Raw genomic sequence first — 26,619 nt, 5'->3', positions numbered from 1 at the left:
TGTGAACTGGCGTGTATTAACCCAATCCTATACCGCAATTCCGCTGATGTTATTGGCCATTCTGGCCATGATGATCCTGCCTCTGCCCGGTTGGCTGCTGGATGCGCTATTTACCTTCAACATCGTGTTGGCGGTGCTGGTATTGCTGGTATCCGTCTCGGCCCGCAGACCGCTCGATTTTTCCGTATTCCCTACCGTGTTGCTGGTCGCAACCTTGATGCGTTTGTCGCTGAACGTGGCCTCGACCCGAGTGGTGTTGTTGCATGGTCACGAAGGGCATGAAGCGGCCGGTAAGGTGATTCAGGCATTCGGTGAGGTGGTGATCGGTGGCAACTATGTCGTCGGTCTGGTGGTCTTCGTGATCCTGATGGTCATCAACTTTGTGGTGATCACCAAGGGTGGTGAACGCATTTCGGAAGTATCCGCCCGCTTCACCCTGGATGCCATGCCTGGCAAACAGATGGCCATCGATGCCGATTTGAATGCCGGCACCATGGATCAACATCAAGCCCGTGCCCGTCGTGAGGAGATCGCGCGAGAAGCGGACTTCTATGGCGCGATGGACGGCGCCTCCAAGTTCGTTCGTGGTGATGCCATCGCGGGCCTGTTGGTGCTGATCATCAACCTGGTGGGTGGTTTGGCCATTGGTATCTTCCAGCATGCCTTGCCCGTCGCCGAAGCATTCCAGCGCTATGCCCTGCTGACCATTGGTGATGGTCTGGTTGCCCAGATCCCGTCCCTGCTGATGTCGACAGCTGCCGCTATCATCGTGACTCGGGTCAGTGATGAGGGGGAGATGGCGGATCAGGTTGGCCAGCAGATCCTGGCATCACCTCGTGTCATCTATACCTCGGCAGCCATCATGCTGATCCTGGGTCTGGTACCCGGCATGCCGATGTTGGCGTTCCTCAGTTTCGCTGCCGTGCTGGCCTGGACCGGTTGGAGTGTCAGTAAGCGAGCAGTGAATGCGCCGGATCTGGATGCTGCACAAGAGCTGACTCGCCAAATGATTCAGCCTGAACCGCAGGGTCTGGAGTGGCAGGACTTGCCGCCGGTAGACACGGTCGCCATTGAGCTGGGTTATCGTCTGGTACCACTGGCTGAAGCGGATAAAGGTGCAGAATTGCTTGCCCGGGTACGGGGGATCCGCAAAACCCTCTCTGAGCAGTATGGTTTTCTGCTGCCCGAGATCCGGGTGCGCGACAATCTGCAGTTACAGCCGGATCAGTACCGGATCAAGTTGTCCGGGGTTGCTTTGGCCATGGGGAATGTGGATTGTCAGCGTTTGATGGCGATCAGCAGTGGTGAAACCTATGGGGTACTGGATGGCGAGTTGACCCAGGATCCCGCCTACGGCATGAGTGCGGTCTGGATTTCCCCCGAGCACAAGGCCAAAGCGCTGAACCTCGGCTATTCGGTGGTGGACTCGGCCACCGTGATTGCCACTCACGCCAGCAAGTTGTTGCGTGAACAACTTGATGCCCTATTTGGTCATGATGAGGTTGGCAAGCTGGGCCAATATCTGGCCAGTCAGTCGCCTCGACTTGCTGAAGAGCTCAATCTGGCATTGACCCAGATCCAGCAATTGAGAGTTTTTCGCCAATTGCTCAAGGATCAGGTCAGTCTGACGGATATACGTACCATTGCAACGACGCTGCTGGATGCGAGCGAGTTGACCAAAGATCCGGTATTGCTGGCATCCGATATCCGCTGTGCCTTGAAGCGACAGATTGTCCGGCAGGCGATTGGCAATCGCGATGTGTTAGCCACATTTACGCTGGATGATCGACTCGAGCAGACGCTATTGGCCGCGATGAATCAGTCGCAGCAGCAAGGAAAGATCCAGCTGGATAGCTTCCCTGTCGATCCGCAACTGCTGGCTCAATTGCAGCAGAATATGCCGCTGGTGAAGGAACAGTTGCAGCAGATGGGTAATGCACCGGTTCTGGTCGTCATGCCGCAGCTAAGGCCGTTGATGGCTCGTTATGCTCGATCATTTGCAAAGGGTCTCAAAGTTCTCTCATATAATGAAATTCCCGAAGAGTTACGGGTGGAGGTGATTGGTACACTCGGTTAATTACTGTGAATATATATCCTGAATGGAAGTGTTTTTTCCGCACTTCCGCTTGAATTGCCGAATAGATATTATATGATGTGACTATTATTGACGCAGTGTTAAGTCAATAATATTGTTTATAACAATGAGTGTGTATTCAACGACCAATTGTAAAATTTGGTCGTGCCGTCCAGAGATGGACTATCACATGATAATGGCAAACTGAACTGAAAAGTCAGGACGCAAAGCCTCCGGTCTAAAAGCGGGAAAGCTAATGATAGCGGGGTTACCAAGGTGTATTTAGACATATCCTTGTTACAACATCGATATAGGATCGCACTGTTGATTCAGTGCGATCTTGTATAGCGTTCATGATTCTGACTCTTCACATTGATCGATTGATTGTTTTATCCACAGTCGCAGGTGTCAGATTCCTATGTTTTCTGGATTACCTATAAATACAACTCACGGGTTGTGTAGTCATAGTATTACTCCACATATATTATTGATGCAGCCTACGACGGCTGATGATAATAATATCAAAACCATTCTATCGGAAGAGGGCTATTATGTATCCAGTGTGAATTCAGTCAAACAATCAAGGAATATTATTGCAGGCAATAATATAAATTTGATTTTGCTTGATATGGATTCAATGACTGAGCTTGGGCCACGTATTTTACGTGAGTTTGATGGGCTCGATTGTGTCATTATGGTCAATGAGCATCAGGCCGAGATTGCTGCGGAGGCGATGTGTGCCGGCGCCATCGACTATATTGTTAAACCTTTCGGCCAGCAGCAACTGCTGGATACGGTGCGTGGTGCCTTGCGCCTTCGTCAGGCGATCCCCAATTTGATCGCCGTTTCTCCCATGAGTCTGCAGGTGTTGCAGTTGGCTCGACGAGCGGCTAAAACGTCTGCCACCATTCTCATTGGTGGGGAATCCGGTACCGGTAAAGAGCGGTTGGCACGTTATATTCATGACATGTCAGCCAGGGCAGAAAAGCCATTTGTGGCTATTAACTGTGCAGCTATTCCAGAAGCCATGCTGGAGTCGATTCTTTTTGGCCACAATAAAGGCGCCTTTACCGGAGCTGCCTCCGCCCAACCGGGCAAGTTTGAATTGGCACAGGGGGGAACCCTGTTGCTGGATGAAATATCTGAGCTCCCTTTGAACCTTCAAGCAAAATTATTAAGGGTTTTGCAGGAGAAAGAAGTTGAGCGCCTTGGCAGTAATCAAACTATTTTTCTAGATGTCAGAATCATTGCTGCCAGTAATAAAGATCTGCGCAGATTGGTCGCTGATGGCCTATTTAGGGAAGATCTTTTCTATCGTCTCGATGTATTACCAGTGAGCTGGCCAGCCCTGCGTGAACGGCCTGACGATATCATTCCCCTGGCCACCTACTTTATTGAGCGCTATGCATCCCAGCCGGGTTATCGCCTGAGTGAGCGTGCCTGTCAGTTATTGTTGTCGTATGAGTGGCCAGGAAATGTGCGAGAACTTGATAATGTCATTCAACGCTCATTAATTATGGCGCGTGGTTTGCATATTCAAGCCGTCGATTTGATGTTACCGCATTGTATCATTGAGCCAGAAACTGTGACATTAGACGCATGGCATGTTCCTGAGGGGTTAAGTGAAACCCGTCGGAATGCCGAATTCCAATTTGTATTAGAGACCTTGCGCCGCTTTCGTGGCCATCGTACCCGTACAGCCGATGCTTTGGGCATGACGACCCGAGCATTGCGTTACAAGCTTGCGGCGATGCGTGAGAACGGCATTGACATTGAACAGCAGATTCAAGCATAGGGACAATATAGTGAAGATTCAAATGATGCCATCTCAGGTGGCGCTACTGCAACAGATGCAGGAGATGCAACGTGTCGCCAGTCAGACTCCTTCTATCGAATCCAATAGCGATGTATCGGAAGCATCGTTTTCAGATGCCATGCACGATGTGGTCGGGCGCGTAAATGAACAGCAGAATATTGCCTCAAAAATGATGGCATCCGTCGATGCCGGGCAGAGTGACGATCTGGTGGGCGCCATGGTGGCGAGTCAGAAAGCGGGCCTGAGTTTTTCAGCCTTGATGCAGGTGCGCAACAAGCTGATGACCGGTTTTGACGACATCATGCGCATGCCGCTCTGAGGTAACTGATGACTGAACTTGTAACATCCCATCAGGGGACTGCCTCCGATTCGCTCAAGATCAAATTTCAGGAGGGGCTGCGCAACTGGCGCACTCTGTCCCGTGACAACAAATCGATCCTGACGATTGCTCTATTGGCGGCGATTGTCGCTGGCACCATTGTGGTGATCCTGTGGACCTCTAGCAAAAACTATGTCCCCTTGTATGGCAAGCAGGAGCTATACGATACCGCCAACATCATGGAGTTGCTGGAGAAGGAGCAGGTGCCTTTCCGTTTGGAAAAGAGCACCGGTCAGGTGTTGGTGCCAGAGAGTCAGCTGGCTCATGTGCGAATGGCGCTGGCCGCACGAGGTGTGCGTGCCGCCATGCCATCCGGCCTGGAAGGTCTGGACAACGTAACCGGCTTGGGCACCAGCGAATTTATGGAAGGGGCACGTTATCGCCATGCCCTGGAAGGTGAATTGGCCAGAACGATCATCGCGCTGGATGCGGTGCGCAGTGCCCGCGTCCATTTGGCTATCCCGAAACGCACCTTGTTTGTGGGGCGCGATGAGGAGAAACCCAGTGCGTCAGTGATGCTCGACCTGCAACCGGGCCAATCCATCGAGACAGGCCAGGTCGAGGCGATCGCCAATCTGGTCGCGGGCAGCATTTCGGGGATGAAGCCCGGTGCCGTCACTGTGGTGGATCAAGCCGGTCAGCTGCTGAGCGCCGAATTGGGTGACAAGGCAGGCTTTGGCAAGCAGAGCGTCCAGCAGATGGAGTATGTCCGCAAGCTGGAGCAATACATCCGCCAGCGTGCCAACGACATGCTCTACCCCATGCTGGGCAGTCCCAATTTCAAGGTGCAGATTGCGGCAGACGTTAACTTCAACGCCGTTGAAGAGACCCAGCAGCAGCTTGATCCGCAGGGTGTGGTGACTAGTGAGTCAAACAAATCGGACAAGACGGTCGATGCGTTGGCGATGGGGATCCCAGGTGCGCTCTCCAACCGTCCGCCCGAGACGGCGCCAACGGATGAAAAGGCCGGTACAGCCAAAGGTAACGAAGTCTCACAACACAATGACACTCGCACCGAGCGTCAGGAGGCCAGCAAGCAATACGAAAACAGTCGCACCATAGTGCACACCCGTTACCAACAGGGACGTTTGGAGCGAATTAACGTGTCCATTCTGCTGAACCAGCAGATAGCGCCCAAAGGTGGCTGGAGTGCCGAGCAACTGGCACAGATCCGTCAGATGGTGGAGCGTGCGGTCGGTTTCGACGAGACGCGCGGGGATCAGCTCAGTCTGCAGGCCTTTGATTTCAATGGCGCGGTACCGGTAGTTGCACCCGAATCCGGCTGGTGGGAAAGCACGTACTGGCAAGACTCCTTGCGTTATCTGGTCGGCGGTTTGCTTGGCCTGACGCTGGTCTTCTTCGGTATTCGTCCGTTGGTGAAACATTTGGTCCGTACCCAGCAACAGCCGGATATGGAAGTCAATGAGGCGGATGAAGAGCTGGAGCCGACGGTTGGGTTGTCCATTCGTAGTGACGATGACACTCATCTGGCTGCAGCACTGTCAAATGGCCTGATCCGGGCGGATAACAGGGCAGAGCCACAGTTCTCTTCGCTGGATATGGCATCACTGCCAGAGCCGGGATCTGAACTGGAGGTGCAACTCAAGCATTTGCAGTTGCTGGTTGAAAAAGATACCGCCCGGGTGGCGGAGGTTGTCAGAGCGTGGGTGAGCAGCAATGAACAGCGTTAACATGAATCAGAGTGCCGTCGATATCGAGATCGACAACCTTGAAAAGGCCGCCATTTTGCTGCTGAGCATGGGGACCGAGTCTGCTGCCAAGGTGATGCAAAAGCTCTCCCGCGACGAGGTGCAGCGGTTGATCTCCCAGATGGCTGTCCTCTCGGGGGTCAGTGCGATCGAGGCGAAATGGACGTTGCAACAGTTTTTCAATCAATACCGCGAGCAGAGCGGGATTGGCAGTGCTTCGCGGGAGTATCTGGAACAGACGCTGGATCTTGCGTTGGGTCAACGGCTCTCCCGCAGTCTGCTCGACAGCCTGTATGGCGATGTGATGAGCCAGGATATCCAGCGTTTGCAATGGGTCCCTGCCGATGTATTGGCCCGCTTCTTCCGCAATGAGCATCCCCAGATGCAGGCTGTGCTGCTGGCATTTTTGCCTCCCCAGACGGCGTCTGCCGTGCTTGATGCGTTGCCCGGTTCGGTGCATGACGATCTGTTGGTGCGCGTCGCTGGCCTCAGCAGTGTCAGTGAACATGTGCTGGGAGAGCTCAGGTTGACACTGGAGCGTTGTCTCGCCTATGTGGCGGATCAATCAGGTGCCAAGGTGGACGGGGTGCGACAGGTGGCCGATATCCTCAACCGCTATCAGGGTGACAAAGAGCAGATGCTTTCACTGCTGCGCGAACACGATGATGAGGTCGCGCAGAAGATAGAGAAGAATATGTTCGACTTCATGGCGCTGCGTCGTCAGCCCGACGAGACCCTGCGGCGGCTGGTGCAGGAGCTGCCAGGCGAACTGCTGGCGTTGGCCCTCAAGAACACCGACACCAGTTTCCGCAAAGTTATTATGGGCGCCATGCCAAAGCGGATGGCTCAGGCTCTGGACGAACAGATCCAGGACAAGGGCAGCGTCTCTTTACGCAAGGTCGAGCAGGCGCGAGAAGAGGTCATGCAACTGGTGCGCGAAATGGTGCAGCAGGGCGAGATCGAGTTCCAGTTGTTCGAAGAGCCCACCGTCAGCTAACAGGAGGCACGTATGAGTCACAATGTGCGTAAATTGGTGCCTGGCGTGCCCCGACTATACCGTTTCCCTGCTCTGGGTCAGAGTGGGGAAGAGGCCCAGAGTCAGCAGGAACAGTTTGAATATGGTTACCAGCAGGGACTGGAGCAGGGACATGATGAAGGCTATCAGTCCGGTTATCAGCAGGGATTGAGCAGCGGTCTGCAGGAGGGGGAGAGTACCGGATTGCAGCAGGGACAAACCCGCGGTTTTGCTCAGGGTCTTGCGGAGGGGCGAGCAGCCTTTGAGCAGGCGATGGCACCGTTTGCCAAGCTGCAGGCGCAGTGGGAATCGCTGAGTCGGGCCCGGATGGTTCAGCAGAAGGAGTTGCTGGCCCAACTGGTGGCGCAGGTGGCCAAACGGGTCATCATGGCGGAGTTCACCCTTAACCCACAGCAAGTGTTGCATCAGGTCGAGCAGGCACTGGCCACTCTGCCTGCCGAATCGGAAGCGTTGGTTATCTACCTCAACGAAGAGGACAAGCAACGGCTTGCCGAGCAGGGGGTCACTCGCTGTGAAGGGTGGCCATTGCAAGTTGATGCTGCGCTCGGGGTGGGCGATGCCCGCATCGAAACCAGTGCGGCAGTGGTCGAGGTGAATACCAGCGCCCGCTTGGCAACCTGTATCGAACAGCTCAACAGTTCACTGGAAGTGCTACAAGATGCATGATGCCCTGCAGCAGGCACTGACCAGTGCGCTGGACAATCTGGATGAGTTGCCCGCGTTTCGTCGTTATGGCAGGTTGGTGCGAGTGACCGGCCTGACCCTGGAGGTTGTCGGTTGCCAGCTGGTGATGGGGCAACGTTGCCGTGTCAGCACGGCAGGTGGCGCCCCCCTGCTGGCCGAGGTAGTCGGTTTTAACCGGGATATCTCTTACCTGATGCCGCTGCAGCCGATGAGCGGACTCTATGCTGGCGCACAGGTTGAACCGATCGATGGTGAAGAGACGGTTCGGATCGGCCCCCATCTTTTGGGGCGGGTGCTCGATGGGTTGCTGCAGCCGCTCGACGGGCGGCCGTTACCGGAGGCCGGTGACAGCGTGCCTCTGTTTGCGCTTCCGCCAAATCCCCTGTTGCGAACCCCGGTACGTGAGCCACTGGATGTGGGTATCCGCGCCATCAATGGTCTGCTGACGGTCGGCAAGGGTCAGCGTTTGGGCCTGTTTGCTGGCTCGGGTGTCGGCAAGAGTATGTTGCTCGGCATGATGACCCGTAATACCGCCGCCCAGATTGTGGTGGTGGGTCTGATTGGTGAGCGGGGCCGTGAGGTGCGCGAATTCATCGAACACAGTCTGGGTGCCGAAGGTCTGGCTCGCGCCGTGGTCATTGCGGCGCCTGCCGATCAATCGCCGCTGATGCGATTACGAGCCGCCCAGCTATGCCACCGGATTGCCGAGTATTTCCGTGAGCAGGGGCAGGATGTGCTGTTGCTGATGGATTCCCTGACCCGTTATGCCCAGGCACAGCGTGAAATTGCGCTTGCCATCGGTGAGCCCCCGGCGACCAGGGGCTATCCGCCCTCGGTATTCAGCATGCTGACCCAGCTGGTGGAACGTGCCGGTAACGGCACACATCCGGATGGCAGCCTGAGTGCCTTTTATACCGTGCTGGCGGAAGGGGATGATCAGCAGGATCCGGTGGTCGATGCGGCGCGCGCCATTCTCGATGGTCATATCGTATTGACCCGCCGTCTGGCGGAAGAGGGGCACTATCCCGCTATCGATATCGGAGCCTCGGTGAGTCGGGTCATGCCACAGGTCGTGCCTGCCGAATGGCAACAGTTGGCGGTGACGTTGCGCCAGTTGTGGGGGCGCTACCAGCAGGTACGGGAGTTGTTGCCGCTGGGGGGTTATCAGCCGGGGGCTGACCCGCAGATGGATGAAGCTGTTCAGCGTTATCCGGGGATTGCTGCGTTCTTGCAGCAGGGGTTGCATGAAGAGATGGCCTTTGAACAGGTAATGGTCGGTCTCAAGCAGGTGCTGGGGCAGGGGTAAGGATTCGTTATGCTGAAGTCTTATCTGGGGTTGCAACAGGAAGCGCTTGAGAGTCTTGGCTCGGAGCGTCAGCGCTTGCGGGAGCTGGCGTTGCGGGAAGAGCAACGCGCGCAAAAATTGCAGGATGTCATCGCCTCGCTGCGGCCCGGTTCCGACCAGTTTCATCCGTTGCTATGGCAGAACAAGCAAAAGATGGATGGCCAGTTGCGCCGTTTGCTCTCCCATCAGGTGCAGCAATCGGCGTTGGCCAGACTGGACCTTGAGCGCCATGAAGGGGAGCTGGTCCGGCAGTTTGGACGGGTCAAGGGGTTGGAACTCTTGCTGGCCAGACGTGATGGTCTGGCTCGTCAACTGCAGGAACGGCGGGATCAGCGACAGATGGACGAGCTGGCCAGCTTGCGCCACTTGACCAGCAGAGAGTAAGGGGATGGTGAGGGTTAATCCGTGATGCTGTTCGGGTCGCGATAACCCGAATCTTGTCCCAGCAGTGAGTGAATGGTCTCTATCTGGCCAGCCAGCAGGCGACCATTGAACTCATTCTGGCGCAGACACTGGTGCAGCAGCTGTTCAAGCTGTTGCCACTGGTTGGCCACGGTGGTGCGCAGGGGGAGTGGCAACTTGGCAATCAGGGTTGCCATCCCCTTCTCATCGGGTTTGAGTCCCAATGCCTGCAGTTGATGGCAACGCAATTTTGCCTGTTGTGTCACCTTGGCCATCAGCGCGGTCTGCTGTTCGTTATGGACTTGCAGACCATCGACATCATGGCTGGCCAGCAGCGCATGCTGGCGAAGCAGCAATGCGGTGAGCTCTGTATAGTGACTGTTATCCTGCTGGATACCGAGGAGCAATGCCTTGACGGTGGCTTTGGCACCCCCACTCATCGGCGATGCGTATCCAGAATGGCTTGGCCCAGCGCATCCAGATCGATCGCCAGCGAGCCTTCGCGGATGGCTTTGCGGATCTCGTTGACCTTGTCCATGTCGACATCCGGGGTCACTGCCAGCTGGCTGCGCGCTTTGGCAACTGACTGGGCCGTGCCGCTGATCAAGGCATCAGCTTGCGGTGCCGGCTTGGCGGTTTGCTTGGTCGCCGCGTCCTGCTTGCGACCTGGCTGGTTCTGGATATAGAGAGAGTCAGTACGGGTAATTTTCATAACGTTTATTCCTGATGGTCTACTTATATGACAAGCGACCCAAGATTTGGTCAACTTGAATCATATTGCGGTCCGTGCTCAAAAACGGGTTTCAACTTCCCCGGTATCAATCACCCATGCCTGAATCTGTTTGCCAGAGCTAAGATTTTTAACTCTGATCCCGTCACCTATTCCACCATTTTCGAGTGCTTCACCCCGGGTCGTCGCGGAGAACTCACCTTCCCCGGCGCGGATAAGCACACCCTCCCCCTGTTTGACCGACCAGCTCTTCTGCAAATCAAGCTCACCGATGAGCTGTCCAGTTCTCAGATGCCGATTGCTTTTATGTCCCCGCAGGGATCGATTGCTCGGGATGAATCCGCGTTGTATGCGGCTGACATCCACCTCTTTTTCTATCAGGTCGCTGGCGCCGATGGCGTGGCCCTTCGCGATATCTCGTGCGGCAACCCAGACCGGCAATAGCAATGACACTTCAACCCGCCCCCGCACCTGCCAGGCGGGATCTGCGCACTCGATGAGATAGGGACGGCGTCCCCAGGGTTGTCGATATTGGCCACCAGCCTGTAGCGAGAGGTTGCTTGACGCACAGGGGGGGAGGTGGTCGGCCGCAGGGGCAAGCCAGACGCGAAACTCGCCGGTTGTCGCAGGCCATCCCTGTTGCTGCATGTAGTCATCAAGACTCTGGCGGGCATCCTGTTCCAGCAACTGTTCCAGTATGGCGCTGGGTGCTTGTGGCGTGCCATGAGCCAGCCCACCTGATAGCAACCAAAGCGCACCGGCCAATTTCCACACAGGAAGTCGTACTTCCTCACTCCTCGCTGTTTTGAGGGGAGTGATGTGTTGTAACTGTTTGAAATTAGGCATTTTCATGATTGGCATGAGTCTTGATAAGGAACATCTCGGTCTGAGTGATAGATAAAGGATGAAGCATGAGTATCTCATTTGACAGCGCCCTCGGGGTACACCCTTATGCCCTGGATGTCAGGGCTGAACGGGCACGTATTCTGGCGGGAAATCTGGCTAACGTGGATACACCGGGCTATTTGGCCCGGGACGTCGATTATAAGACGATTCTGGGGCGTGTCGCGCAGCAAGTTGCCGCCGGGGACGAGAGTCAGGCCATCAGCCAGGGAGCTATGCGTGATGATATACGTCACCCCCTGTATCGCATTCCTTATCAGGTATCCATGGATGGCAACACGGCTGAGCTGGGTGTAGAGCAGGGCAAGTTTGCCAACAATGCCACTGATTTCCAGACCAGCCTCACCTTCCTCAATATGAAACTTACCGGGATCGCCAAGGCGATCGAGGGCCGTTAATCATGTCGTTTAACAAGATTTATGACATCGCGGGCAGCGCAATGCGAGCCCAGACAGTGCGGCTGGATACAGTTGCTTCCAACCTGGCCAACGTGGATAGCGCTGCCGCCAGTGAAGATGCCGCTTTCCGTGCCATCAAGCCGGTCTTTTCCACCCTCTATCAGAATATTCAGGATGCCGATGGCCTCGGAGCTGCATCGGTACAAGTCGCAGGCATCGTGCAGTCCGATCGCCAGGTCGAGAAACGGCTGGAGCCGACCAACCCGATGGCCGATCAGGATGGCTTTGTCTACTACTCCAACGTCAATGCGGTGGAAGAGATGGCTGACATGATGAGTGCTTCCCGCGGTTTTGAGACCTCGGTGGAAGTGATCAACCGGATCAACAGCATGCAGCAAGGTTTGTTGCGCCTTGGTCAGGGGGTCTAAGTCATGAGTTTGCCGCAGATCAGCAGCCTGGATACGGCTCGTGGAACCGCTCAGGCAGCTACTGATCCCAGGATCGCCAGCAATGACAAGGGGGCGACTCAGGGGGCGGAGGGCAACCAGAATGGTGGCATGCAGTTGCGCAATGAATTCCTGCAGATGATGGTGGCGCAGATCCAGAACCAGGATCCCACCAACCCTCTTGATGGCGCCCAATACGTGGCCCAGCTTGCCCAGTTCAGCATGGTGGAAGGGGTAGAGGGGCTGAAAAAGATTCAGCTCCAGACCAACAACAAGATGGACACCCAGCAGGTGTTGCAGAGTACCGCACTGGTTGACAAAGAGGTCATGGTGCCGAGCAAAACCCTCACGCAGCAGCAAGAGCAGAAAATCCGCGGTCAAATCGAGCTGCAAGGTGTGGCGGAGCAGGTTGATCTCAAGGTGTATGACCAGCATGGCGTGCTGGTGGCCAGCCAGAGCTGGGGGGAAAGCCAGGGGGAATCGCTGGATTATGAGCTGCCCCCCCTTCCTGCCGGGGAATACAGCTTCGAGGTCAAGGCGTCGACAGGCAAGACCCCGGTGGCGACCAAAAATTATGTAGCGAGCAAGGTGGAACGTGTGGCCCTGCCCGGTACGGGTGAAATCATGCTGCAGGTTGCTGGCGTGGGCGATGTCCCGCTGTTCAGTGCAATCCAGTTCGGCAAATCAGTGTAAATCAGAGAGGAGCGACACTGTGTCTTTCAATATCGGATTGAGCGGCCTGCGCGCCGTAAACCAGGAATTGAGCGTTATCAGTAACAACGTGGCCAACGCCAGCACCGCAGGCTTCAAATCCAGCCGCGCCGAATTTGCTGCAATTTATGGTGGTGGTCAGGCAGGCGGGGTGGAGATGAACAACATCTCCCAGAATTTTGATCGCAACGGGGACATGATGCGCACCGGGCGCGGGCTGGATCTGGCGATTTCAGGCAGCGGTTTCTTTGTGCTGAAAGATGGCAGCGGCCAGACCTCCTATACCCGTGCAGGTATGTTCCAGCGTGATAACGCCAACTACCTGACCACTTCGGGCGGTACACGGCTGCAGGGTTACACCACCAATGATGCAGGCAAGCTGCAGTCCGGTGTGGTTGGCGATATCCAGATCAAGGCGGGGAGCCTGCCAGCAAAAGCATCCGACAAGCTGGAGTTTGTCGCCAACCTTAAAGCTGATGCCAGCGTCATCCCCCCGGCCTCGACGTTTGATGCGAACAAGCCGGATACCTTCAGCTATTCACAGTCCAGCAAGGTCTACGACTCACTCGGGACTGAACATACCGTTTCCCAGTATTTTGTGAAAAAAGGGGCCAACACCTGGGGGGTTCACTACAGCTTTAATGGCACGGATGTGACACCCGCAGGCGGTGTCGAAATGAAGTTCACCCCTAATGGCCAACTGGATAGCGCAGGCTCCACGATTCCGGCGACATTGGCTCTGACGCCTGCTGGCGCCTCTCCGATTGCGTTGCAACTGGATATGAGCCAGGTCAGCCAGTACGCCGCCGATTTCAATGCGACTCGCAACCAGTCCAACGGTTATACCGCAGGCGATTTGACTGGTGCCCGTGTTGATGCTGATGGCGGTGTCTATGCCACTTTCACCAATGGTCAGAGTCTGTTGCAGGGGCAGGTGGTCATGGCCAACTTTGCCAACCCCAATGGTTTGCTGCAGGCCAACAACACAACCTGGCAGCAATCCTTCAGCTCCGGCCAGCCGGTACTGGGCGCGCCGGGGACGGGCACCATGGGCAAGCTGACCGCGGGGGCTTACGAGAGTTCCAACGTTGACCTGACCGGTGAGCTGGTGAGCCTGATGACCTCCCAACGCAACTATCAGGCCAATGCCAAGACCATCAGCTCGGCCGACAAGATGACCCAGGTTCTGTTCAACTCCTTCTAAGGGTAACCCGTGGAAAAGCTTATCTACACCGCAATGTCCGGGGCGCAGCATACCCTGATGGCCCAGCAGATTCGGGCGAATAACCTGGCCAACGTCAATACCACCGGATTTCGGGCTGATTTTGAGCGGGTCTCTGCTTACGCCCTCCGCGGGGATGGTTATCAGAGCCGGGTGATGGCCAAGGAGGAGATGGCGGGCACCAACTTCAAGGCGGGCCCCCTGATGCAGACCGGCCGCAAGCTGGATGTAGCAATCCGTGGCGAAGGCTTTCTGACCGTGCAGACTGCGGATGGCAAAGAGGCCTATACCCGAGCGGGGAACCTGGAGGCCGATGCCGACGGGCTGCTGACCCTCAATGGTCGGCCGGTGCTGGGGGAAGGTGGCGAGCTGGTGTTGCCTGCTTATCGTGACATCAGTTTTGGGAAGGATGGCACCCTGAGCATTACCCCTCCCGGTGGTGGTGCTCGTCTGGAGGTTGGCCGCCTGAAACTGGTTAATCCGGAGCCGGCCGAGCTGGTCAAAGGCCAGGATGGCCTGTTCCGGAAGCGTCAGGGTGGTGATGCCGAGGCGAGTGAACAGGTGGTGATGGCCTCCGGATTTCTGGAGGGGGCCAACGTCAATGCGGTTGATGAACTGGTCAGCAGCATGTCATTGAGCCGCAATTTCGAATTGCAGGTCAAGCTGATGAAAGCCGCTGATGATCAGGCTCGCCAGGGTGCCAAGCTGATCTCCGGTCAGGCTTGATATTGAAGGCATCGGGCAGATGTCCGGTGCCTGTCCTCTCCCTTGGGGATGAGGCTTGATAAACGAAGATGGAACAAAACAATGCACGCAGCTTTATGGGTCAGTAAAACAGGTCTGTCGGCACAAGATGCCAAGATGGCCAGCATTTCCAACAACTTGGCTAACGTCAACACGGTCGGCTTCAAGCGTGATCGGGTGGCGTTTGAAGATCTCTTCTATCAGGTGCAGCGCCAGCCGGGCGCCCAGCAGGATCAGCAGAACCTGGCGCCGATCGGCATTCAGATGGGTAATGGTGTGCGGGTGGTGGGAACCCAAAAGGTCTTCACTTCCGGTCAATTCCAGAACACCAACCAGGAACTGGATATGGCGGTGGTCGGTGCCGGTTTCTTCGGTGTCGAACGTCCGGACGGTGAGACTGCCTACACCCGTAATGGCCAATGGCACCGCAATGCCGAGGGGCAGATGGTGAACGCCGATGGTTTGCCCATGGTCCCGCAGATCCAGATCCCGGATAACGCCACCAAGATCTCTATCGGTACCGATGGCACGGTCAGTGCCTCTCTGCCGGGGCAACAGGAGAACGTAGAGTTGGGTCGCATTACCCTGACCAACTTTGCCAACCCGGCCGGTCTCGAAGCGCTCGGTGGCAACCTTTACCGCGCCACCGGTGCGTCCGGTGAAGCGATTGAGGGGGTGCCGGGAGAAGAGGCGATGGGGGCCATCAAGCAATTCACGCTGGAGAGCTCCAACGTCAATGTGGTCGAGGAGATGGTGGACATGATCACCACCCAGCGGGCGTACGAGATGAATGCCAAGGTCGTCTCTGCCGCGGATCAGATGCTCAAGTTTGTCACTCAGGCTCTGTGATGATGAAGTCGATGTTGCGTTATATCTGGTTGGTACTGCTGCTGGGCGGCTGTGCCACCTATGAGCTGCAAGTTCCCGAGCCTGGCGATGAGAAGTGGGCGCCATCACGTCCCAAGGTGACTGCGACCACCCAGGGGGAAGATGGCGGCCTCTATCGGGGTAGCTACATGATGACCCTGTTTCAGGATCGGCGTGCCTATCGTATTGGCGACATTCTGACTGTGGTGCTCGAAGAGCGCACCCAGTCGAGCAAGAAAGCCAATACCAGCATGAGCAAGAACAGCAGCATGAGTGTGCCCGCCCCTTCCATTGGCGGCAAACTGCGCCCCGATTGGGGCGCAAGCCTCAGTGCCGATCGGGATTTTGATGGAGGGGCGACCTCCAGTCAGCAGAATACCCTGGCGGGTTCCATTACTGTGACAGTGGCGGAGGTGATGCCCAACGGCGTGTTGGCGATCCGCGGCGAGAAATGGATCCGCCTCAATCAGGGGGATGAATACATTCGTCTGGGGGGGATGGTGCGGGTTGACGATATCGACCAGAGCAACCGCATCTCGTCTCAGCGTATCGCCGATGCCCGTATTACCTATGCCGGTCGCGGTGCCCTTGCCGACAGCAACCAGATGGGGTGGCTGGGCCGCTTCTTTAGCTCGGCATTTGCGCCATTTTGAGGATTCACATGAACAGATGGTTTATCACCCTGCTTTGCCTTTGCCTGCCCTGGTTTAGCCAGGCTGCGGCACCGGCCAAGCGAGCCCTGCTGGATATTGCCGATGTGCAGGGACTGAGAACCAACCAGTTGGTCGGTTATGGTCTGGTGGTCGGTCTCTCCGGTACGGGGGACAAGAGCCAGGTCAAATTTACCGGTCAATCCATGGCCAACATGCTCAAGCAGTTCGGTGTGCAGTTGCCCGACGATCTCGATCCCAAGCTCAAGAACGTAGCGGCTGTCTCAGTCCAGGCCACGTTGCCCGCGCTGGCAGGCAAGGGGCAGTTGCTTGATGTTACCGTGACCTCTATCGGTGATGCCAAGAGCCTGCGTGGCGGTTCTTTGCTGTTGACCCCCCTGCGTGGTATCGACGGCGAAGTCTATGCCGTGGCGCAGGGCAATCTGGTCGTCGCCGGGGTGAAGGCGGAAGGCCAATCCGGTTCATCGGTCACGATTAACGTGCCGACAGCCGGCATTATCCCCAATGGCGGCACCATTGAACGGGAAGTGAGCAGCAATTTCGCCGACAAACCGGAAGTGACGCTCAATCTGCATCAACCCAACTTCAAGACGGCCCGCAATGCCGAGCGTGCGATCAACCACCAGTTGGGGCCGGTCGCCAGAGCGGTGAGTGCTGGGCGGATCCAGATTGCAGCCCCCAAAGACGAGAGCCAGCGCATCGCGTTTATGGCCCTGCTGGAAGATATCAAGGTCGACCCGGGTCAGGAGCGTCCGAAAGTGGTCTTCAACAGTCGAACCGGCACGGTGGTGATGGGGCAGGGGGTCAAAGTCCACAAGGCGGCGGTCAGTCATGGCAGTTTGACGGTGACGATTGGCGAGAGCCAGACGGTCAGTCAGCCCAATGCGTTCTCCAATGGGCAGACCACCACGACACCCAAATCCGAGATCCAGGTCGATCGGGAACAAAACAACATGTTTGTATGGCCTGATGGCACCTCTCTGGAAGTGATCGTCAAGGCTGTCAACTCGCTAGGGGCAACGCCCGACGATGTCATGGCCATCTTGCAAGCGCTCAATGAGGCCGGTGCCCTTGAGGGTGAGCTGGTAGTTATCTAAGGAGCATCATGACCAGAATTAGCTCTGACCCTGGTTTTTATCAGGATCTCAATGAATTGCAGCAAATCAAAAGCAACCCGGATCAGCGAGCCGCACTCGATGCGGTCGCTGGTCAGTTCGAGGTGAGCTTTTTGCAAACCGTGCTTAAACACATGCGTTCAGCCACCGATGCGCTGCAAGATGAAGATGACAAGCTTATCAAGGGGCAGGAGCTCTATCGCGACATGTATGACAGCCAGCTGGCGATGAGTATGGTCAAGCGGGGCGGTATCGGACTGCGTGAGCAGATGGTCAACCAGCTGGCCCCTTCATTAAAGAATCCGGATGGGGTGGTCGCTTCAGAGCCACATACCCTGGCTGCCTTTAGCCAGCCTCTCAATTCGGTAAAAATGAAGAAGGTTGACTGATGTCAATGCTCAATATCGGCGCCAGTGGGCTCAATGCAGCCCAGATCGCATTAAATCTGACTGCCCAGAATATCGCCAACGTCAATACCGTAGGTTACAGCTGTCAGGAGGCCATGATGGGCAGTCTGTCCGGTCTTGGCCGTCTGGATAATGGAATGGGGGTAGAGGTAACAGGTATTCGCAGGATCACGGACGACTACCTGGTGTCACAGCACTGGCGTAGCCGTTCGGATACCGGTGCGTCATACGCTTTCCATCAGTACATCAATACCACCGAGCAGTTGCTGGGTAGCGAGTCGATGAAAATCACCACCGGGCTGGACAGCTTGTTCGCCTCACTGAGTGCGGCACTCGATAGTCCGGAGACTTCGGCACAGCGCAGCCAGATCGTTAGCTCAGCTGGCGCGCTGGCGAACCGTTTTAGTCAGTTGGACGAGAGCCTGCTGACTCAGGAGAGCCAGATCGACGAGCAAATGAGCAGTACGATTGCTCAGGTCAACAGCTATCTGAAACAGGTCGCCGAACTCAATACCCAAATCAGCGAACAGGCCGCCAAGGAGGTCAATATTTCCGCGCTGGAAGACGGCCTTGAGCAAGTGGTGCGCGATCTTTCAACCTTTATGGAAGTGCGGGTTAACAGGCAGAGAGATGGTTCGTTCTCGCTCAGCTTGCCTCAGGGTCAGCCGCTGGTGCTGGCCGGGAGCAGCAGTACCCTTTCACTGGCTGGCGATAAAATCCACCTGAGTTTCGGCCCGCAATCCTTCGAAGTCCCTGCGCTGCATGGCGGGGGGCTGGCCGGAGTGATGGATTATCGCGCCAATGTGCTGCGTCCCATGCGCAGCGAACTCAACCAGATGGCAAAGAAGCTGGCTGACGATTTCAATGGCAAGCAGGCTGGTGGCATTGATCTGAATGGTGATCAGGGTAAACAGCTGTTCAGCTACGACCCGCTCAATCCTGCCGGTACCTTGAAAATTGCCAATGGCTTTACCGGTGATCATCTCGCCTTTGCACAGGGCAGTGGCGGGAAAGGCGACAATCGCAATTTGCGGGAGATGATTACCCTCAAAGATAGCCAGAGCACGGCATATGGCGCCCTGTTTGGCCGGATCGCGGTACAGAGTGGGCAGTCCAAGGCGACCATGTTGGCAGATGCCAATATGGAGAATCAGCTGGCTGCCAAGTTGAGCAGTATCAGTGGCGTCAATACCGATGAGGAGGGGGTCAAGATCATGGCCTACACCAAGGCCTATCAGGCCAATGCCAAGGTGATCAGCGCCTCTGAGCAACTTTTCAATTCCATCCTGAACATGTTCTGACGGAGCGACTATGCGCATCAGTACCAACCAGATTCAACTCAGTATGCTCGACAACCTACAACATGGTTTTGGTGAGTATGCCCGCCTCGAGCGCCAGATCTCCACCAACAAGCGCATGCTTCAACCCTCTGATGATCCGGTGGGGAGTGTGCGCCTGCTCGGGCTGAAGAAAGAGCAGGTGGCCATGGAGCAGTATCAGAAAAATATTGCCAATGCCAAGAGCCAGCTCTCTCAAGGTGAAGTGCAGCTGGATACCATGACCAATATGATGATGCGGCTGCGTGAGCTGACCCAGACAGCCGCAAATGGTTCCCTGTCAGATGATGATCGCAAGGCGGTGTCAAGTGAGGTCGCGATTATCAAGGATGGTTTGCTGGACCTTGCCAATGCTCGTAATGAAAACGGGTCCAGCCTGTTTAGCGGTAGCAAGGTGGATCAGCCCGCATTGGAGAAGACGACCGCAGGTGATTACGTCTACAAGGGGGATAATCTGGTGCGTGAGGTCAGTATTGCCAACGGGGTAACCGTTGCTTTGAACCAGACTGCTGATCAGTTGTTTTTGGCCCCGGATGATTATTTCAAGCAACTCGATAGCATGGTCGCTGCAATTGACACTGCGGCATCGAATGCAGCGGATCTGGCGCGCGCCATGCTTGATCGCCACGCCACCTTGCAGGACAACATCAGTCAGATGGTGAGTTCTATCGGCGCTCGTATCAACTTGCTCGATCAGGTGGATGAAGGGCATGCAGAAAAGAGCATTTATAGCCAGGAAGTGAGCAACCAGATAGAGTCGCTGGATTATGCGGAAGCGGCGACCCGGCAATCTCATGTGCTGATGGCTCTGCAGATACAGCAGCAGACCTTCGCCAAGGTTAATTCGCTTAGTTTGTTCAACTACATGCAGTAAGGATGAGGAGCGTGATGATGCAGATCCAGCAGACTCGTCTTGGAGGTGTCGCCGAGTCACAGGCACAACTCAAGTTACAGGGGAGAGCTGCCGCACAGACTCATACTCCAACTGCGAATAAGCAGAATGAACGCCATCCCAATATTATCCGGATGGATCGGTGGGCGTTGATTGGGGTGGCCCAGCAGCGTATCGCCCATGCTCAGGGCGGTGAGCTGGCGCTCAATCAGGTTTGGGGTGAGCTGAAACGTCTCGAACGGCAGTTGGGGCAGCGTGATCAGGCTGGTGTTGATGTCGCCAATCGTCTCAAGATGCTTGAAGAGCATGTTGTTCAGCCCAAAGGCCCGCTGACGCCCGAGCTGAAACCCAAGCTACTCGTATCAGCGCATGAGATGCGTGCCCACTTTAGCGCCGAGCATCTGGATCTGTTGAGTGCCAAGAGCAGCAGCGAGCGGTTGGTGTTCTGTTTTCCCCAGAGTAGCAGTGCAGTGGAAGTGACGCTTCCGGCCGGTGCTCGGGAGGGTGAGGTGGTTGCCAGACTGGATCAGGCGTTGGGCAAAGAGCATATCCAGGCTCGCCTGGATGAACTTGGCAAGCTGGAGCTGTCGGTGGCGGAGCCTTATCGTCGCAAACTGGATGAGCCGGTGCTGCTACGTGGAGAAGGGATCCGAGTGCCGGCAGGGAATCCGGTCCCAGTGCAGTTCAAGCCGAGAGCCGGTCAGCTGACTCAACTGGCTGAAGGGATTGGCAAAGGGGAGATTCCTCAGGAGCGTCAACGACTTAAACGGGTACTTGGCGAGATTGAACAGTCCGTGCGGGATCTGAAACAGTTTCGTCAGAAGATGGTTAAACAGTTGGACAGGGTCAAGGCCCGCAGTCAAAACCTGGAACAGGAAGAGCTGCAACGACTACGGTCATCGCTCTCTGCTCAGTTGCAACAGGGGGGATATATGGGGACCATGTCCGGGTTGTTGGCACAGGCGAATGTGACTCGGCAGGGGGTTGTCGCCCTGCTGGCATGAGCGGGTTGTGCCTGATTCAAGATCTTGTTGCGTGGCATGAAAACGCCTTCTGATCCCAGAAGGCGTTTTGTTTTTCTGTTTAATTTTTATTGCGTAGCAGGGCGTACAGCGAGATATCGCTGTTCAAGCCCGTTGCGCTGAGGCTCTCGTGCAAGACTCGGGTAAAGTCACGTGAGTGCAGTCGTCGCGCATGGTAGCTATAGAACAGAGAGACGATTTTTGTCTCGTCTGGCTCTTCACCTTCAATGGTTAACAGGCAGAGATAGGCCCGTAGCAAGAAGAAGTCGGCAACCAGCAGCAGATAAGCTTCCGCAGGGGGACGGCCTTGTTGCGGAAAACCGTGGTGATAGAGCCAGTAGAGAAGGTAGTTATCCAGCACATGAGGATGGTTCGCCAGCCAGGGTTCCCATTTGTCTTGCCATTCACGGTAAAGATCGGTCACTTTGTCGTGATCGCATTCTCCATCGAAGTGGCGATAAACCCGCTCCATACATTTTTCCATGGCGAGATAACCACGCTTTTTGCTCGATTGTTCGCTGCGCAGCAGATGGCTCATGGCCCGTAATCCCCACCAATGGAGGTCGGGTAAGTAAGGCAGCTGTTCAAAATGGGGAGCCAGTCCCCCTGTATCCGCAATGCTTGCCAGCTGATTCAGAAACGCCTCATGGGAAATCGGCTCGGGGTTCCGATGAACCAGCATTCCTATAATCCAGAGCCGTTGCTCCACAGGTAAATCACGATTCAGTGTGATGTGCAGTGCCAGCTGTTGTAACTGATTGTGTGTTGGCGGAAGCGGAGCTGCCGTGTTGTGCCCTCTTTTCTGTTCCAGGGCTATCTCCATGGCACGGGGGTCGAGCAGTACGCAGCGAACGACTTCCGGGCATGAGAGTGTCAGGGTGTGTCTGAGCTCTTGCTCTTGATGATAGGAGGTGCGCGGATAAGTCTGACAGGTCTGGCTCAGTGCATCAGGGCCAGCTTTGGCGTGGATCACGCATAGTCCACCTTGATCGAGGAAAGGGCAGGCTCCCTGTTCATCCAGCTTGATCTCTCCCCATTGCGTGTCACTTTTGCGGATCTTGCGGATATGCGTTGCGGCCAGTTTTTTCAGGGATGGGTCGGCATGCCCGAGATAGTTACGCAGACTCTGTTTATCTATAGAGATGCTCCAGCCATGACAGCAGTTGTCTTCGCAATCACCGCCAATACAGGCGAATTGTTGATAGTAACGGGGGGTTAGGTGGGTGATGGGCATTCCTTCTCCTTGCTTTGTTATGTTGGCGCAGATGCCTGCGTCATTTAGCAAAATAGGTGCCAATCAGCTGAACAAATAATAAAAAGAGCGGCGTGGATTTAATTTTTCCGTGTTCAGGGTCGTTTTCTCATTCTGCCGAAATAAACGTGGCCTACCGGCCATATCTACATGAACGAGGAACGAAAAAATGGGTCTTTCTATTCATACCAACTTTGCCTCTCTGACCACCCAGAGCCAGCTGAACTCTACCAACAAGATGCTGAGCACAGCCATGCAGCGTCTGGGCACCGGTCTGCGTATCAACTCTGCAGCCGACGATGCCGCCGGTTTGCAAATGGCGACTCGTCTGCAGGCGCAATCTCGTGGTCAAGCTGTTGGTATGCGCAATTCACAAGACGCTATCTCCATGATGCAGACTGCAGAAGGTGCCATGGAGGAGATGACCAACATTTCCATGCGCATGAAAGACTTGGCAACCCAGTCCGCTAACGGAACCGCTTCTGTCGACGATCGTAAGGCCATGGATGCCGAGTTCAAAGAGCTGACTAAAGAGCTGGGTAACATTGTTGCTAACACTACTTTTGGTGGCCAAAAACTGCTTAAGGGCGGTGCTTTCGAAGATAAAGTGACATTCCAGATCGGTGGCTCTGCGGCTGAGAAGCTGCAAGTCGATGTAGCAGGCGGTATGAAAAAATTGACCGGTGCTTCAACTCCCTCTGCTACTCCAGGTGCTAAAGCAGTTCCTGGAACTACCGGTATCGCGGCTCCAGCCATTGCTGCTGGTATTGCAGATCAAGCCAAGGCATCTGCCGCTATTACCGCAACTACTAGCTTGATTGACCAGATTGGATCTCTGCGCTCTGCCTTCGGTGCCAATATCAACCGTCTGGAGCACACCATCAGCAACCTCTCCAATATGAAAGAGAACACCGATATGGCCAATGGCCGCATCATGGATGCCGACTTCGCTCAGGAGAGCACCAACATGACCAAAAACCAGATGCTGATGCAAGCTGGTATGTCCGTGTTGACTAACTCCAACCAGATGACCGGCATGGTGACTTCCCTGCTGCGTTAATTAATGCCCTGAAGGCTGCCCTCCCGGCAGCCTTCTCCTCATGTCAGTCGGCAAATATCGCGAGGTGTATTTGCCAACTGGCATCTCGAATTAGTTTGATAAGGATAATTTGATGCAGATCGATCCAGCCAGCATGGCGTCGAAGATTGTTGCTCTAGAGCGCAAGAACATAGATACGTTATTGAAAAAGCAGATGGACAGTATTAAGGGGCAGCAAAGTGCGTTCAGTACGCTCAATGGCAAGCTGTCGACCTTTCAGACCATGCTCAAGGATTTGAACAAGGCCTCTAACCTGCAAGCCCAGAAAGCGACCACCTCGCAAGAGGGGTTGATGACAGTGACCAGTAATGGCAAAGCCAGCTCCGGGCAGTACAGTTTTTTTGTTGAGCAGTTGGCACAGGCACACCAGATAGGTATTCCGCTTGATAGTGAGTCAGCCCAATTGCCGACCGATGGGAGCTTGTCTTTTACGGTCAAGGGAAAAACCATGGCCGTTGATATGAGCAGTTTACCTGCAGGCTCAACAATTAAAGATTTGGTCAGTCATATAAATAATGACAAGGCCAATCTGGGTGTAAATGCGACCCTGGTACGAACCGATGGCAAGGTCAATCTGGTGCTGACCAGCAAGAATACCGGTATTGAAAATGCCATTACCCTCTCCTATTCAGGCGATGCTTCCAATATGTTGGGCTCGGCGTTGGCAGGTAAAACAGATATTACCAACGCCCAGGATGCGAGGCTCAAAATGGGGGGAGATAATCCACTCACGATTGTCTCTGCCAGCAATAAACTTGAAAACGTGGTTGAAGGGTTGACCCTGCAGCTCACCAAGGCTCAAAAACAGGGCGATGCACCGCTACAAGTTGTTGTCGACCAGGACAAAGAGGCCGTGACCGGCTCGCTGAAAAAATTTGTCGACAGCTATAACGAATTGCTCACTGACATCGGCAATATGACTTCCAGTGACCCGCAGTCTCCGGGGGCGCTCTCTTCTGATAGTAGTGTGCGTATCCTCAAGAGCTTGCTGGGCAACAAGGTACGTGATCTGCCAAATGGTCTTTCATTGAGTAGCATCGGCATCAAGAGCGACAAGACGGGGAAATTGTCGTTTAACGAAACCAGTTTTAACACGGCACTGGATAAGGACCCCGAATTGCTTGGCAAGGCCCTGTTGGGGGATGATGGTCTGCTCAAGCGAATGAGTAACAGCCTCGATCCTTACACCAAACGTGACGGCGTGTTTAAAACTCGCAAGAGCACTCTTGACTCCAGCCAAAAGCGAATCAACGAACGAATGGATGCACTGGAACGCAAGATGGACGCTGGATATAAGCGTTACCTTAATCAATTTACCACGATGCAACAGATGATGCAGCGCATGGGTGAACTCTAACCCGTGACCTGGGGCTGCATCCTACCTTTGGAAGTTAAATCCCATGTTTGAACAACAAGATGGTTACGATGCCTATCAATTTGCTGCCACTCAGGCCAAGGCCGCCAGCGCCGATCCATATCAGCTTGTATTGATGTTGATGGATGGTTTGCTGGATGAGATAGCTCGAGCGGAAGGGCATATTCTGGCCAGACAGTTTGAGCGTAAAGGGTTGGCTATCAACAAGTGTTTGCAGATTCTCGGGGGGCTGGATAGCGCGCTTGATATGGATAAGGGGGGCGAGCTGGCAGCAAATCTGCATCGCCTCTATGACTACTGTGGTCAGAAGATGTTTGAGATCAGCGTTTCCAATAATGTTGAAGGGTTTACCGAAGTCCGCAAAATTCTGCAAGAGCTGAAAGAGGGGTGGGAAGCAATGGCGCGCCACCCTCGTTAATGCGGAAGTAGATTTTCCTCCTCCCAGACGTCACTTCCCCTCTATTCATTGAAATTTAAGAACTATTTGTCTGGCCCACTCCTTGCTTGTGAGCTGGTCCATTTTCTTTGTGAGGTTCGTCATGCCAGTCATTGCTCCCGTGTTGCGTGAGACCGAACTGCAAACTCGCCAGCGTCAGTTATTGGGCTTGGGGACGCTGTTGTTGCAACAGGCGCAGGCCGGTCAATGGGATGCCGTCCGCTTGACCGATGGACGTTTCTCGCGCTTTGTCTCTCAGGTGCGCCAGAACCCTCAACTCTGGATGGCATTGCAACCAGTGAGAGAGAAGGCTCGCGTGTTGTATAGGCAGGCGTTGCTGCTCTGCGAGCAGGAGACCGAAACCCGCAAGCTGGAGTGGCAGCAGCTTGCAGGGATCCGCGAAGGATTGACCGCTTATGGTGAGGTGCAGAAATGGGATTGATTCAATTTTCCGGTGTTGATGGGCTGCACACTGCCGATGTTGGCGCCCGCAATCGCCTCACGGGCAAGGCTGGTGGTGAAGGTGAGCTATATCAACCACTTGATGAGGTTGTGGAGCCGCTGGTTGCGGTGCCGTTGCCTGCGCTTCCTGCAGATTCGGCCGAGCTGGATGAAGACGGCGAGAGCCAGTTGGTAGAGAGCGATGTGACTGAGCAGCTACAGGCGTTCACTAACATGTTCCCCCTCTTTGCAAGGGGGGAGGGCATGGAGAGTCAGGGCTTTCGTGTAAACAATGGTCATCCCTGGACGGAGAGCGACATCAGCGGCCAACAGGTGGCGGCGGATAGCAAATTGTCCCTTTCTCTTCGGGTGTTCATGGGGGCCACTACGCCATTAGCTGGACCAGAGGTTATGTCGCCTCGCGAGGTAACATTTTCTGCTTCAGAACAGGCATTCGCGATGGTGCTTGCCAACGCCAGTGGTCAAGCCGGTGCATTGCCGGGCCGATTCAGTTTGCCTGCGGCGGGCTCCGGTTTGGAGGTTGGCAATGTCGCGCTCGATTCCGCTGTGGCGGAAAACAAGCTGCCGGATGGTCGCCAACTGGCAGTCGGGTCACTCTCTCCCCAGCTAAATCGTCCTGTCGATTATCAGTGGGCACCAGTCAGGTTGTCAGATAACCAGACCCAGTGGGGAGAGCAGTTAGTGAGCCTGCTGCGAGACAAAGTGGAGCTGCAGGTTAACCAGCAAGTGAAGCAGGCCCACATTCGGCTGGATCCGCCAGAGTTGGGGCGGCTGGAGTTGACCGTCAAACTGGACGGAGATCGGCTCAATGTTCAGCTCAATGTGACCAATCCGGCTGTGCGCGATGCGCTGATCCAGTCAATGGAGCGTTTGCGCATGAGCCTTGCTCCCCATCATGCCGGGGGTGTTGAGGTGAATGTGGGGCAGGGCAGTGAACAGGGGCAACAGGAGCGCTGGCAGCAGGAGAAGATCCTGGCTGGTCGGCGCCAGTGGCAGGATGAGAGTGATCCAGCGTGGGATAGCGTGCACGACTGGCTCAATACCCTAGTCTGATTTTTAACCCGTTATAGCGAGAGTGGTTTTAC

General features: G+C 55.3%; 29 protein-coding genes and 1 riboswitch. Of the genes, 25 read left to right on the top strand and 4 right to left on the bottom strand.

Annotation, left to right across the window (positions count from 1 at the left end):
• Position 1: 1 nt before the first annotated feature.
• The 8 genes from lfhA to lfiJ all read left to right on the top strand — a co-directional run bounded on the left by lfhA (position 2) and on the right by lfiJ (position 9,427).
• Complete coding sequence (lfhA, locus tag LD28_RS0117325) at positions 2–2,077, top strand: lateral flagellar biosynthesis protein LfhA (RefSeq protein ID WP_033138170.1); 2,076 nt, start codon at positions 2–4, stop codon at positions 2,075–2,077.
• A gap of 185 nt (positions 2,078–2,262) precedes the next feature.
• Positions 2,263–2,350, top strand: a riboswitch (cyclic di-GMP riboswitch).
• Positions 2,351–2,492: 142 nt separating this feature from the next.
• Entirely contained in the window at positions 2,493–3,869 is a 1,377-nt protein-coding gene (gene lafK, locus LD28_RS0117320) for a lateral flagellar response regulator transcription factor LafK (RefSeq protein WP_050514360.1), read from the top strand.
• Positions 3,870–3,879: 10 nt separating this feature from the next.
• Positions 3,880–4,209 (top strand): lateral flagellar hook-basal body complex protein LfiE, encoded by a 330-nt coding sequence (gene lfiE, locus LD28_RS0117315; RefSeq protein ID WP_033138169.1) that lies wholly within the window; start codon positions 3,880–3,882, stop codon positions 4,207–4,209.
• A gap of 8 nt (positions 4,210–4,217) precedes the next feature.
• On the top strand, positions 4,218–5,960 hold the full coding sequence (fliFL, locus tag LD28_RS0117310; RefSeq protein WP_167334789.1) for a lateral flagellar M-ring protein FliFL: 1,743 nt from the start codon (positions 4,218–4,220) through the stop codon (positions 5,958–5,960).
• Positions 5,947–6,975, top strand: a complete 1,029-nt coding sequence (fliGL, locus tag LD28_RS0117305; protein ID WP_033138168.1) for a lateral flagellar motor switch protein FliGL — start codon at positions 5,947–5,949, stop codon at positions 6,973–6,975. Before fliFL ends, fliGL begins: the two co-directional genes overlap by 14 nt.
• 12 nt (positions 6,976–6,987) lie before the next feature.
• Complete coding sequence (gene lfiH, locus LD28_RS0117300) at positions 6,988–7,680, top strand: lateral flagellar assembly protein FliH (RefSeq protein ID WP_033138167.1); 693 nt, start codon at positions 6,988–6,990, stop codon at positions 7,678–7,680.
• Complete coding sequence (gene lfiI, locus LD28_RS0117295) at positions 7,673–9,004, top strand: lateral flagellar FliI-like assembly ATPase LfiI (protein WP_033138166.1); 1,332 nt, start codon at positions 7,673–7,675, stop codon at positions 9,002–9,004. Before lfiH ends, lfiI begins: the two co-directional genes overlap by 8 nt.
• Before the next feature lie 9 nt (positions 9,005–9,013).
• Positions 9,014–9,427, top strand: coding sequence for a lateral flagellar protein LfiJ (gene lfiJ / locus LD28_RS0117290; protein WP_033138165.1), 414 nt, complete (start codon positions 9,014–9,016; stop codon positions 9,425–9,427).
• A 14-nt stretch (positions 9,428–9,441) separates the two neighbouring features.
• On the opposite strand, the gene LD28_RS0117285 is transcribed toward lfiJ, so the two are convergent.
• From LD28_RS0117285 to flgA, 3 genes are all read right to left on the bottom strand, one after another.
• Positions 9,442–9,885 carry a flagellar protein FlgN gene (locus tag LD28_RS0117285; protein ID WP_033138164.1) on the bottom strand — a complete coding sequence of 148 codons (444 nt, stop codon included), beginning with the start codon at positions 9,883–9,885 and terminating at the stop codon, positions 9,442–9,444.
• Positions 9,882–10,157 carry a flagellar biosynthesis anti-sigma factor FlgM gene (flgM, locus tag LD28_RS0117280; protein ID WP_033138163.1) on the bottom strand — a complete coding sequence of 92 codons (276 nt, stop codon included), beginning with the start codon at positions 10,155–10,157 and terminating at the stop codon, positions 9,882–9,884. The genes LD28_RS0117285 and flgM overlap by 4 nt, the downstream gene beginning before the upstream one ends.
• Before the next feature lie 78 nt (positions 10,158–10,235).
• Entirely contained in the window at positions 10,236–11,036 is an 801-nt protein-coding gene (gene flgA, locus LD28_RS0117275; protein WP_167334788.1) for a flagellar basal body P-ring formation chaperone FlgA, read from the bottom strand.
• A 50-nt stretch (positions 11,037–11,086) separates the two neighbouring features.
• Between flgA and lfgB the strand changes: the two genes are divergently transcribed.
• From lfgB to LD28_RS0117215, 12 genes are all read left to right on the top strand, one after another.
• Complete coding sequence (gene lfgB, locus LD28_RS0117270; protein ID WP_033138162.1) at positions 11,087–11,476, top strand: lateral flagellar basal body rod protein LfgB; 390 nt, start codon at positions 11,087–11,089, stop codon at positions 11,474–11,476.
• A gap of 2 nt (positions 11,477–11,478) precedes the next feature.
• Positions 11,479–11,904, top strand: a complete 426-nt coding sequence (flgCL, locus tag LD28_RS0117265) for a lateral flagellar basal body rod protein FlgCL (protein ID WP_033138161.1) — start codon at positions 11,479–11,481, stop codon at positions 11,902–11,904.
• A 3-nt stretch (positions 11,905–11,907) separates the two neighbouring features.
• Positions 11,908–12,615 carry a flagellar hook assembly protein FlgD gene (locus LD28_RS0117260; RefSeq protein WP_033138160.1) on the top strand — a complete coding sequence of 236 codons (708 nt, stop codon included), beginning with the start codon at positions 11,908–11,910 and terminating at the stop codon, positions 12,613–12,615.
• Positions 12,616–12,634: 19 nt separating this feature from the next.
• Positions 12,635–13,837, top strand: coding sequence for a lateral flagellar hook protein FlgEL (gene flgEL / locus LD28_RS0117255; protein WP_033138159.1), 1,203 nt, complete (start codon positions 12,635–12,637; stop codon positions 13,835–13,837).
• Between the two features lie 9 nt (positions 13,838–13,846).
• Positions 13,847–14,581, top strand: a complete 735-nt coding sequence (gene lfgF, locus LD28_RS0117250; RefSeq protein WP_033138158.1) for a lateral flagellar basal-body rod protein LfgF — start codon at positions 13,847–13,849, stop codon at positions 14,579–14,581.
• An 81-nt stretch (positions 14,582–14,662) separates the two neighbouring features.
• Positions 14,663–15,448 carry a lateral flagellar basal-body rod protein LfgG gene (gene lfgG / locus LD28_RS0117245; protein WP_033138157.1) on the top strand — a complete coding sequence of 262 codons (786 nt, stop codon included), beginning with the start codon at positions 14,663–14,665 and terminating at the stop codon, positions 15,446–15,448.
• The gene (flgH, locus tag LD28_RS0117240) at positions 15,448–16,119 is read left to right on the top strand and encodes a flagellar basal body L-ring protein FlgH (protein WP_033138156.1); all 672 of its coding nucleotides are present in this window, start codon (positions 15,448–15,450) and stop codon (positions 16,117–16,119) included. Before lfgG ends, flgH begins: the two co-directional genes overlap by 1 nt.
• An 8-nt stretch (positions 16,120–16,127) precedes the next feature.
• The gene (gene fgIL, locus LD28_RS0117235) at positions 16,128–17,234 is read left to right on the top strand and encodes a lateral flagellar basal body P-ring FlgIL (protein ID WP_033138155.1); all 1,107 of its coding nucleotides are present in this window, start codon (positions 16,128–16,130) and stop codon (positions 17,232–17,234) included.
• An 8-nt stretch (positions 17,235–17,242) separates the two neighbouring features.
• Positions 17,243–17,641 carry a rod-binding protein gene (locus LD28_RS0117230; RefSeq protein WP_033138154.1) on the top strand — a complete coding sequence of 133 codons (399 nt, stop codon included), beginning with the start codon at positions 17,243–17,245 and terminating at the stop codon, positions 17,639–17,641.
• Positions 17,641–18,960 carry a lateral flagellar hook-associated protein LfgK gene (gene lfgK, locus LD28_RS0117225; protein ID WP_033138153.1) on the top strand — a complete coding sequence of 440 codons (1,320 nt, stop codon included), beginning with the start codon at positions 17,641–17,643 and terminating at the stop codon, positions 18,958–18,960. The genes LD28_RS0117230 and lfgK overlap by 1 nt, the downstream gene beginning before the upstream one ends.
• 10 nt (positions 18,961–18,970) lie before the next feature.
• Positions 18,971–19,870, top strand: a complete 900-nt coding sequence (lfgL, locus tag LD28_RS0117220) for a lateral flagellar hook-associated protein LfgL (protein ID WP_033138152.1) — start codon at positions 18,971–18,973, stop codon at positions 19,868–19,870.
• 14 nt (positions 19,871–19,884) lie between these two features.
• Positions 19,885–20,892, top strand: coding sequence for a hypothetical protein (locus LD28_RS0117215; protein WP_241462313.1), 1,008 nt, complete (start codon positions 19,885–19,887; stop codon positions 20,890–20,892).
• Positions 20,893–20,971: 79 nt separating this feature from the next.
• Here LD28_RS0117215 and fliB read toward each other — a convergent pair whose 3' ends face one another.
• Positions 20,972–22,144 (bottom strand): flagellin lysine-N-methylase, encoded by a 1,173-nt coding sequence (gene fliB / locus LD28_RS0117210; RefSeq protein WP_033138151.1) that lies wholly within the window; start codon positions 22,142–22,144, stop codon positions 20,972–20,974.
• A gap of 187 nt (positions 22,145–22,331) precedes the next feature.
• On the opposite strand from fliB, the gene lafA reads away from it, so the two are divergent.
• The 5 genes from lafA to LD28_RS0117185 all read left to right on the top strand — a co-directional run bounded on the left by lafA (position 22,332) and on the right by LD28_RS0117185 (position 26,587).
• Positions 22,332–23,222: a lateral flagellin LafA gene (gene lafA, locus LD28_RS0117205; protein WP_033138150.1), complete on the top strand. Its 891-nt coding sequence runs from the start codon at positions 22,332–22,334 to the stop codon at positions 23,220–23,222.
• 112 nt (positions 23,223–23,334) lie between these two features.
• Entirely contained in the window at positions 23,335–24,618 is a 1,284-nt protein-coding gene (gene lafB / locus LD28_RS0117200; RefSeq protein WP_033138149.1) for a lateral flagellar capping protein LafB, read from the top strand.
• A gap of 43 nt (positions 24,619–24,661) precedes the next feature.
• A complete protein-coding gene (gene lafC, locus LD28_RS0117195) occupies positions 24,662–25,054 on the top strand; it encodes a lateral flagellar export chaperone LafC (RefSeq protein ID WP_033138148.1) in 393 nt (130 codons plus the stop codon).
• Positions 25,055–25,175: 121 nt separating this feature from the next.
• On the top strand, positions 25,176–25,514 hold the full coding sequence (locus LD28_RS0117190; RefSeq protein WP_033138263.1) for a hypothetical protein: 339 nt from the start codon (positions 25,176–25,178) through the stop codon (positions 25,512–25,514).
• On the top strand, positions 25,505–26,587 hold the full coding sequence (locus LD28_RS0117185) for a flagellar hook-length control protein FliK (RefSeq protein ID WP_033138147.1): 1,083 nt from the start codon (positions 25,505–25,507) through the stop codon (positions 26,585–26,587). Before LD28_RS0117190 ends, LD28_RS0117185 begins: the two co-directional genes overlap by 10 nt.
• Positions 26,588–26,619: the final 32 nt, after the last annotated feature.

This window comes from Aeromonas finlandensis (assembly GCF_000764645.1).
Lineage (GTDB): Bacteria > Pseudomonadota > Gammaproteobacteria > Enterobacterales > Aeromonadaceae > Aeromonas > Aeromonas finlandensis.
The sequence above is the reverse complement of the archived record's forward strand: the minus strand, read 5'-3'. Positions and strand labels throughout refer to the sequence as shown.

Excerpts from the sequence above, each read along its gene's own strand:
- lfiJ (WP_033138165.1), top strand. The coding sequence starts at position 9,014 with ATGCTGAAGTCTTATCTGGGGTTGCAACAGGAAGCGCTTGAGAGTCTT.
- lfgG (WP_033138157.1), top strand. The coding sequence starts at position 14,663 with ATGCACGCAGCTTTATGGGTCAGTAAAACAGGTCTGTCGGCACAAGAT.
- lfgL (WP_033138152.1), top strand. The coding sequence starts at position 18,971 with ATGCGCATCAGTACCAACCAGATTCAACTCAGTATGCTCGACAACCTA.
- LD28_RS0117260 (WP_033138160.1), top strand. The coding sequence starts at position 11,908 with ATGAGTTTGCCGCAGATCAGCAGCCTGGATACGGCTCGTGGAACCGCT.
- flgM (WP_033138163.1), bottom strand. The coding sequence starts at position 10,157 with ATGAAAATTACCCGTACTGACTCTCTCTATATCCAGAACCAGCCAGGT.
- lafB (WP_033138149.1), top strand. The coding sequence starts at position 23,335 with ATGCAGATCGATCCAGCCAGCATGGCGTCGAAGATTGTTGCTCTAGAG.
- lfgB (WP_033138162.1), top strand. The coding sequence starts at position 11,087 with ATGAGTATCTCATTTGACAGCGCCCTCGGGGTACACCCTTATGCCCTG.
- LD28_RS0117185 (WP_033138147.1), top strand. The coding sequence starts at position 25,505 with ATGGGATTGATTCAATTTTCCGGTGTTGATGGGCTGCACACTGCCGAT.
- lafK (WP_050514360.1), top strand. The coding sequence starts at position 2,493 with ATGTTTTCTGGATTACCTATAAATACAACTCACGGGTTGTGTAGTCAT.
- LD28_RS0117285 (WP_033138164.1), bottom strand. The coding sequence starts at position 9,885 with ATGAGTGGGGGTGCCAAAGCCACCGTCAAGGCATTGCTCCTCGGTATC.
- LD28_RS0117215 (WP_241462313.1), top strand. The coding sequence starts at position 19,885 with ATGATGCAGATCCAGCAGACTCGTCTTGGAGGTGTCGCCGAGTCACAG.
- lfiH (WP_033138167.1), top strand. The coding sequence starts at position 6,988 with ATGAGTCACAATGTGCGTAAATTGGTGCCTGGCGTGCCCCGACTATAC.
- fliB (WP_033138151.1), bottom strand. The coding sequence starts at position 22,144 with ATGCCCATCACCCACCTAACCCCCCGTTACTATCAACAATTCGCCTGT.
- flgH (WP_033138156.1), top strand. The coding sequence starts at position 15,448 with ATGATGAAGTCGATGTTGCGTTATATCTGGTTGGTACTGCTGCTGGGC.
- LD28_RS0117230 (WP_033138154.1), top strand. The coding sequence starts at position 17,243 with ATGACCAGAATTAGCTCTGACCCTGGTTTTTATCAGGATCTCAATGAA.
- lafA (WP_033138150.1), top strand. The coding sequence starts at position 22,332 with ATGGGTCTTTCTATTCATACCAACTTTGCCTCTCTGACCACCCAGAGC.
- fgIL (WP_033138155.1), top strand. The coding sequence starts at position 16,128 with ATGAACAGATGGTTTATCACCCTGCTTTGCCTTTGCCTGCCCTGGTTT.
- lfgK (WP_033138153.1), top strand. The coding sequence starts at position 17,641 with ATGTCAATGCTCAATATCGGCGCCAGTGGGCTCAATGCAGCCCAGATC.
- fliFL (WP_167334789.1), top strand. The coding sequence starts at position 4,218 with ATGACTGAACTTGTAACATCCCATCAGGGGACTGCCTCCGATTCGCTC.
- lafC (WP_033138148.1), top strand. The coding sequence starts at position 24,662 with ATGTTTGAACAACAAGATGGTTACGATGCCTATCAATTTGCTGCCACT.
- LD28_RS0117190 (WP_033138263.1), top strand. The coding sequence starts at position 25,176 with ATGCCAGTCATTGCTCCCGTGTTGCGTGAGACCGAACTGCAAACTCGC.
- flgA (WP_167334788.1), bottom strand. The coding sequence starts at position 11,036 with ATGCCAATCATGAAAATGCCTAATTTCAAACAGTTACAACACATCACT.
- fliGL (WP_033138168.1), top strand. The coding sequence starts at position 5,947 with ATGAACAGCGTTAACATGAATCAGAGTGCCGTCGATATCGAGATCGAC.
- lfiI (WP_033138166.1), top strand. The coding sequence starts at position 7,673 with ATGCATGATGCCCTGCAGCAGGCACTGACCAGTGCGCTGGACAATCTG.
- flgCL (WP_033138161.1), top strand. The coding sequence starts at position 11,479 with ATGTCGTTTAACAAGATTTATGACATCGCGGGCAGCGCAATGCGAGCC.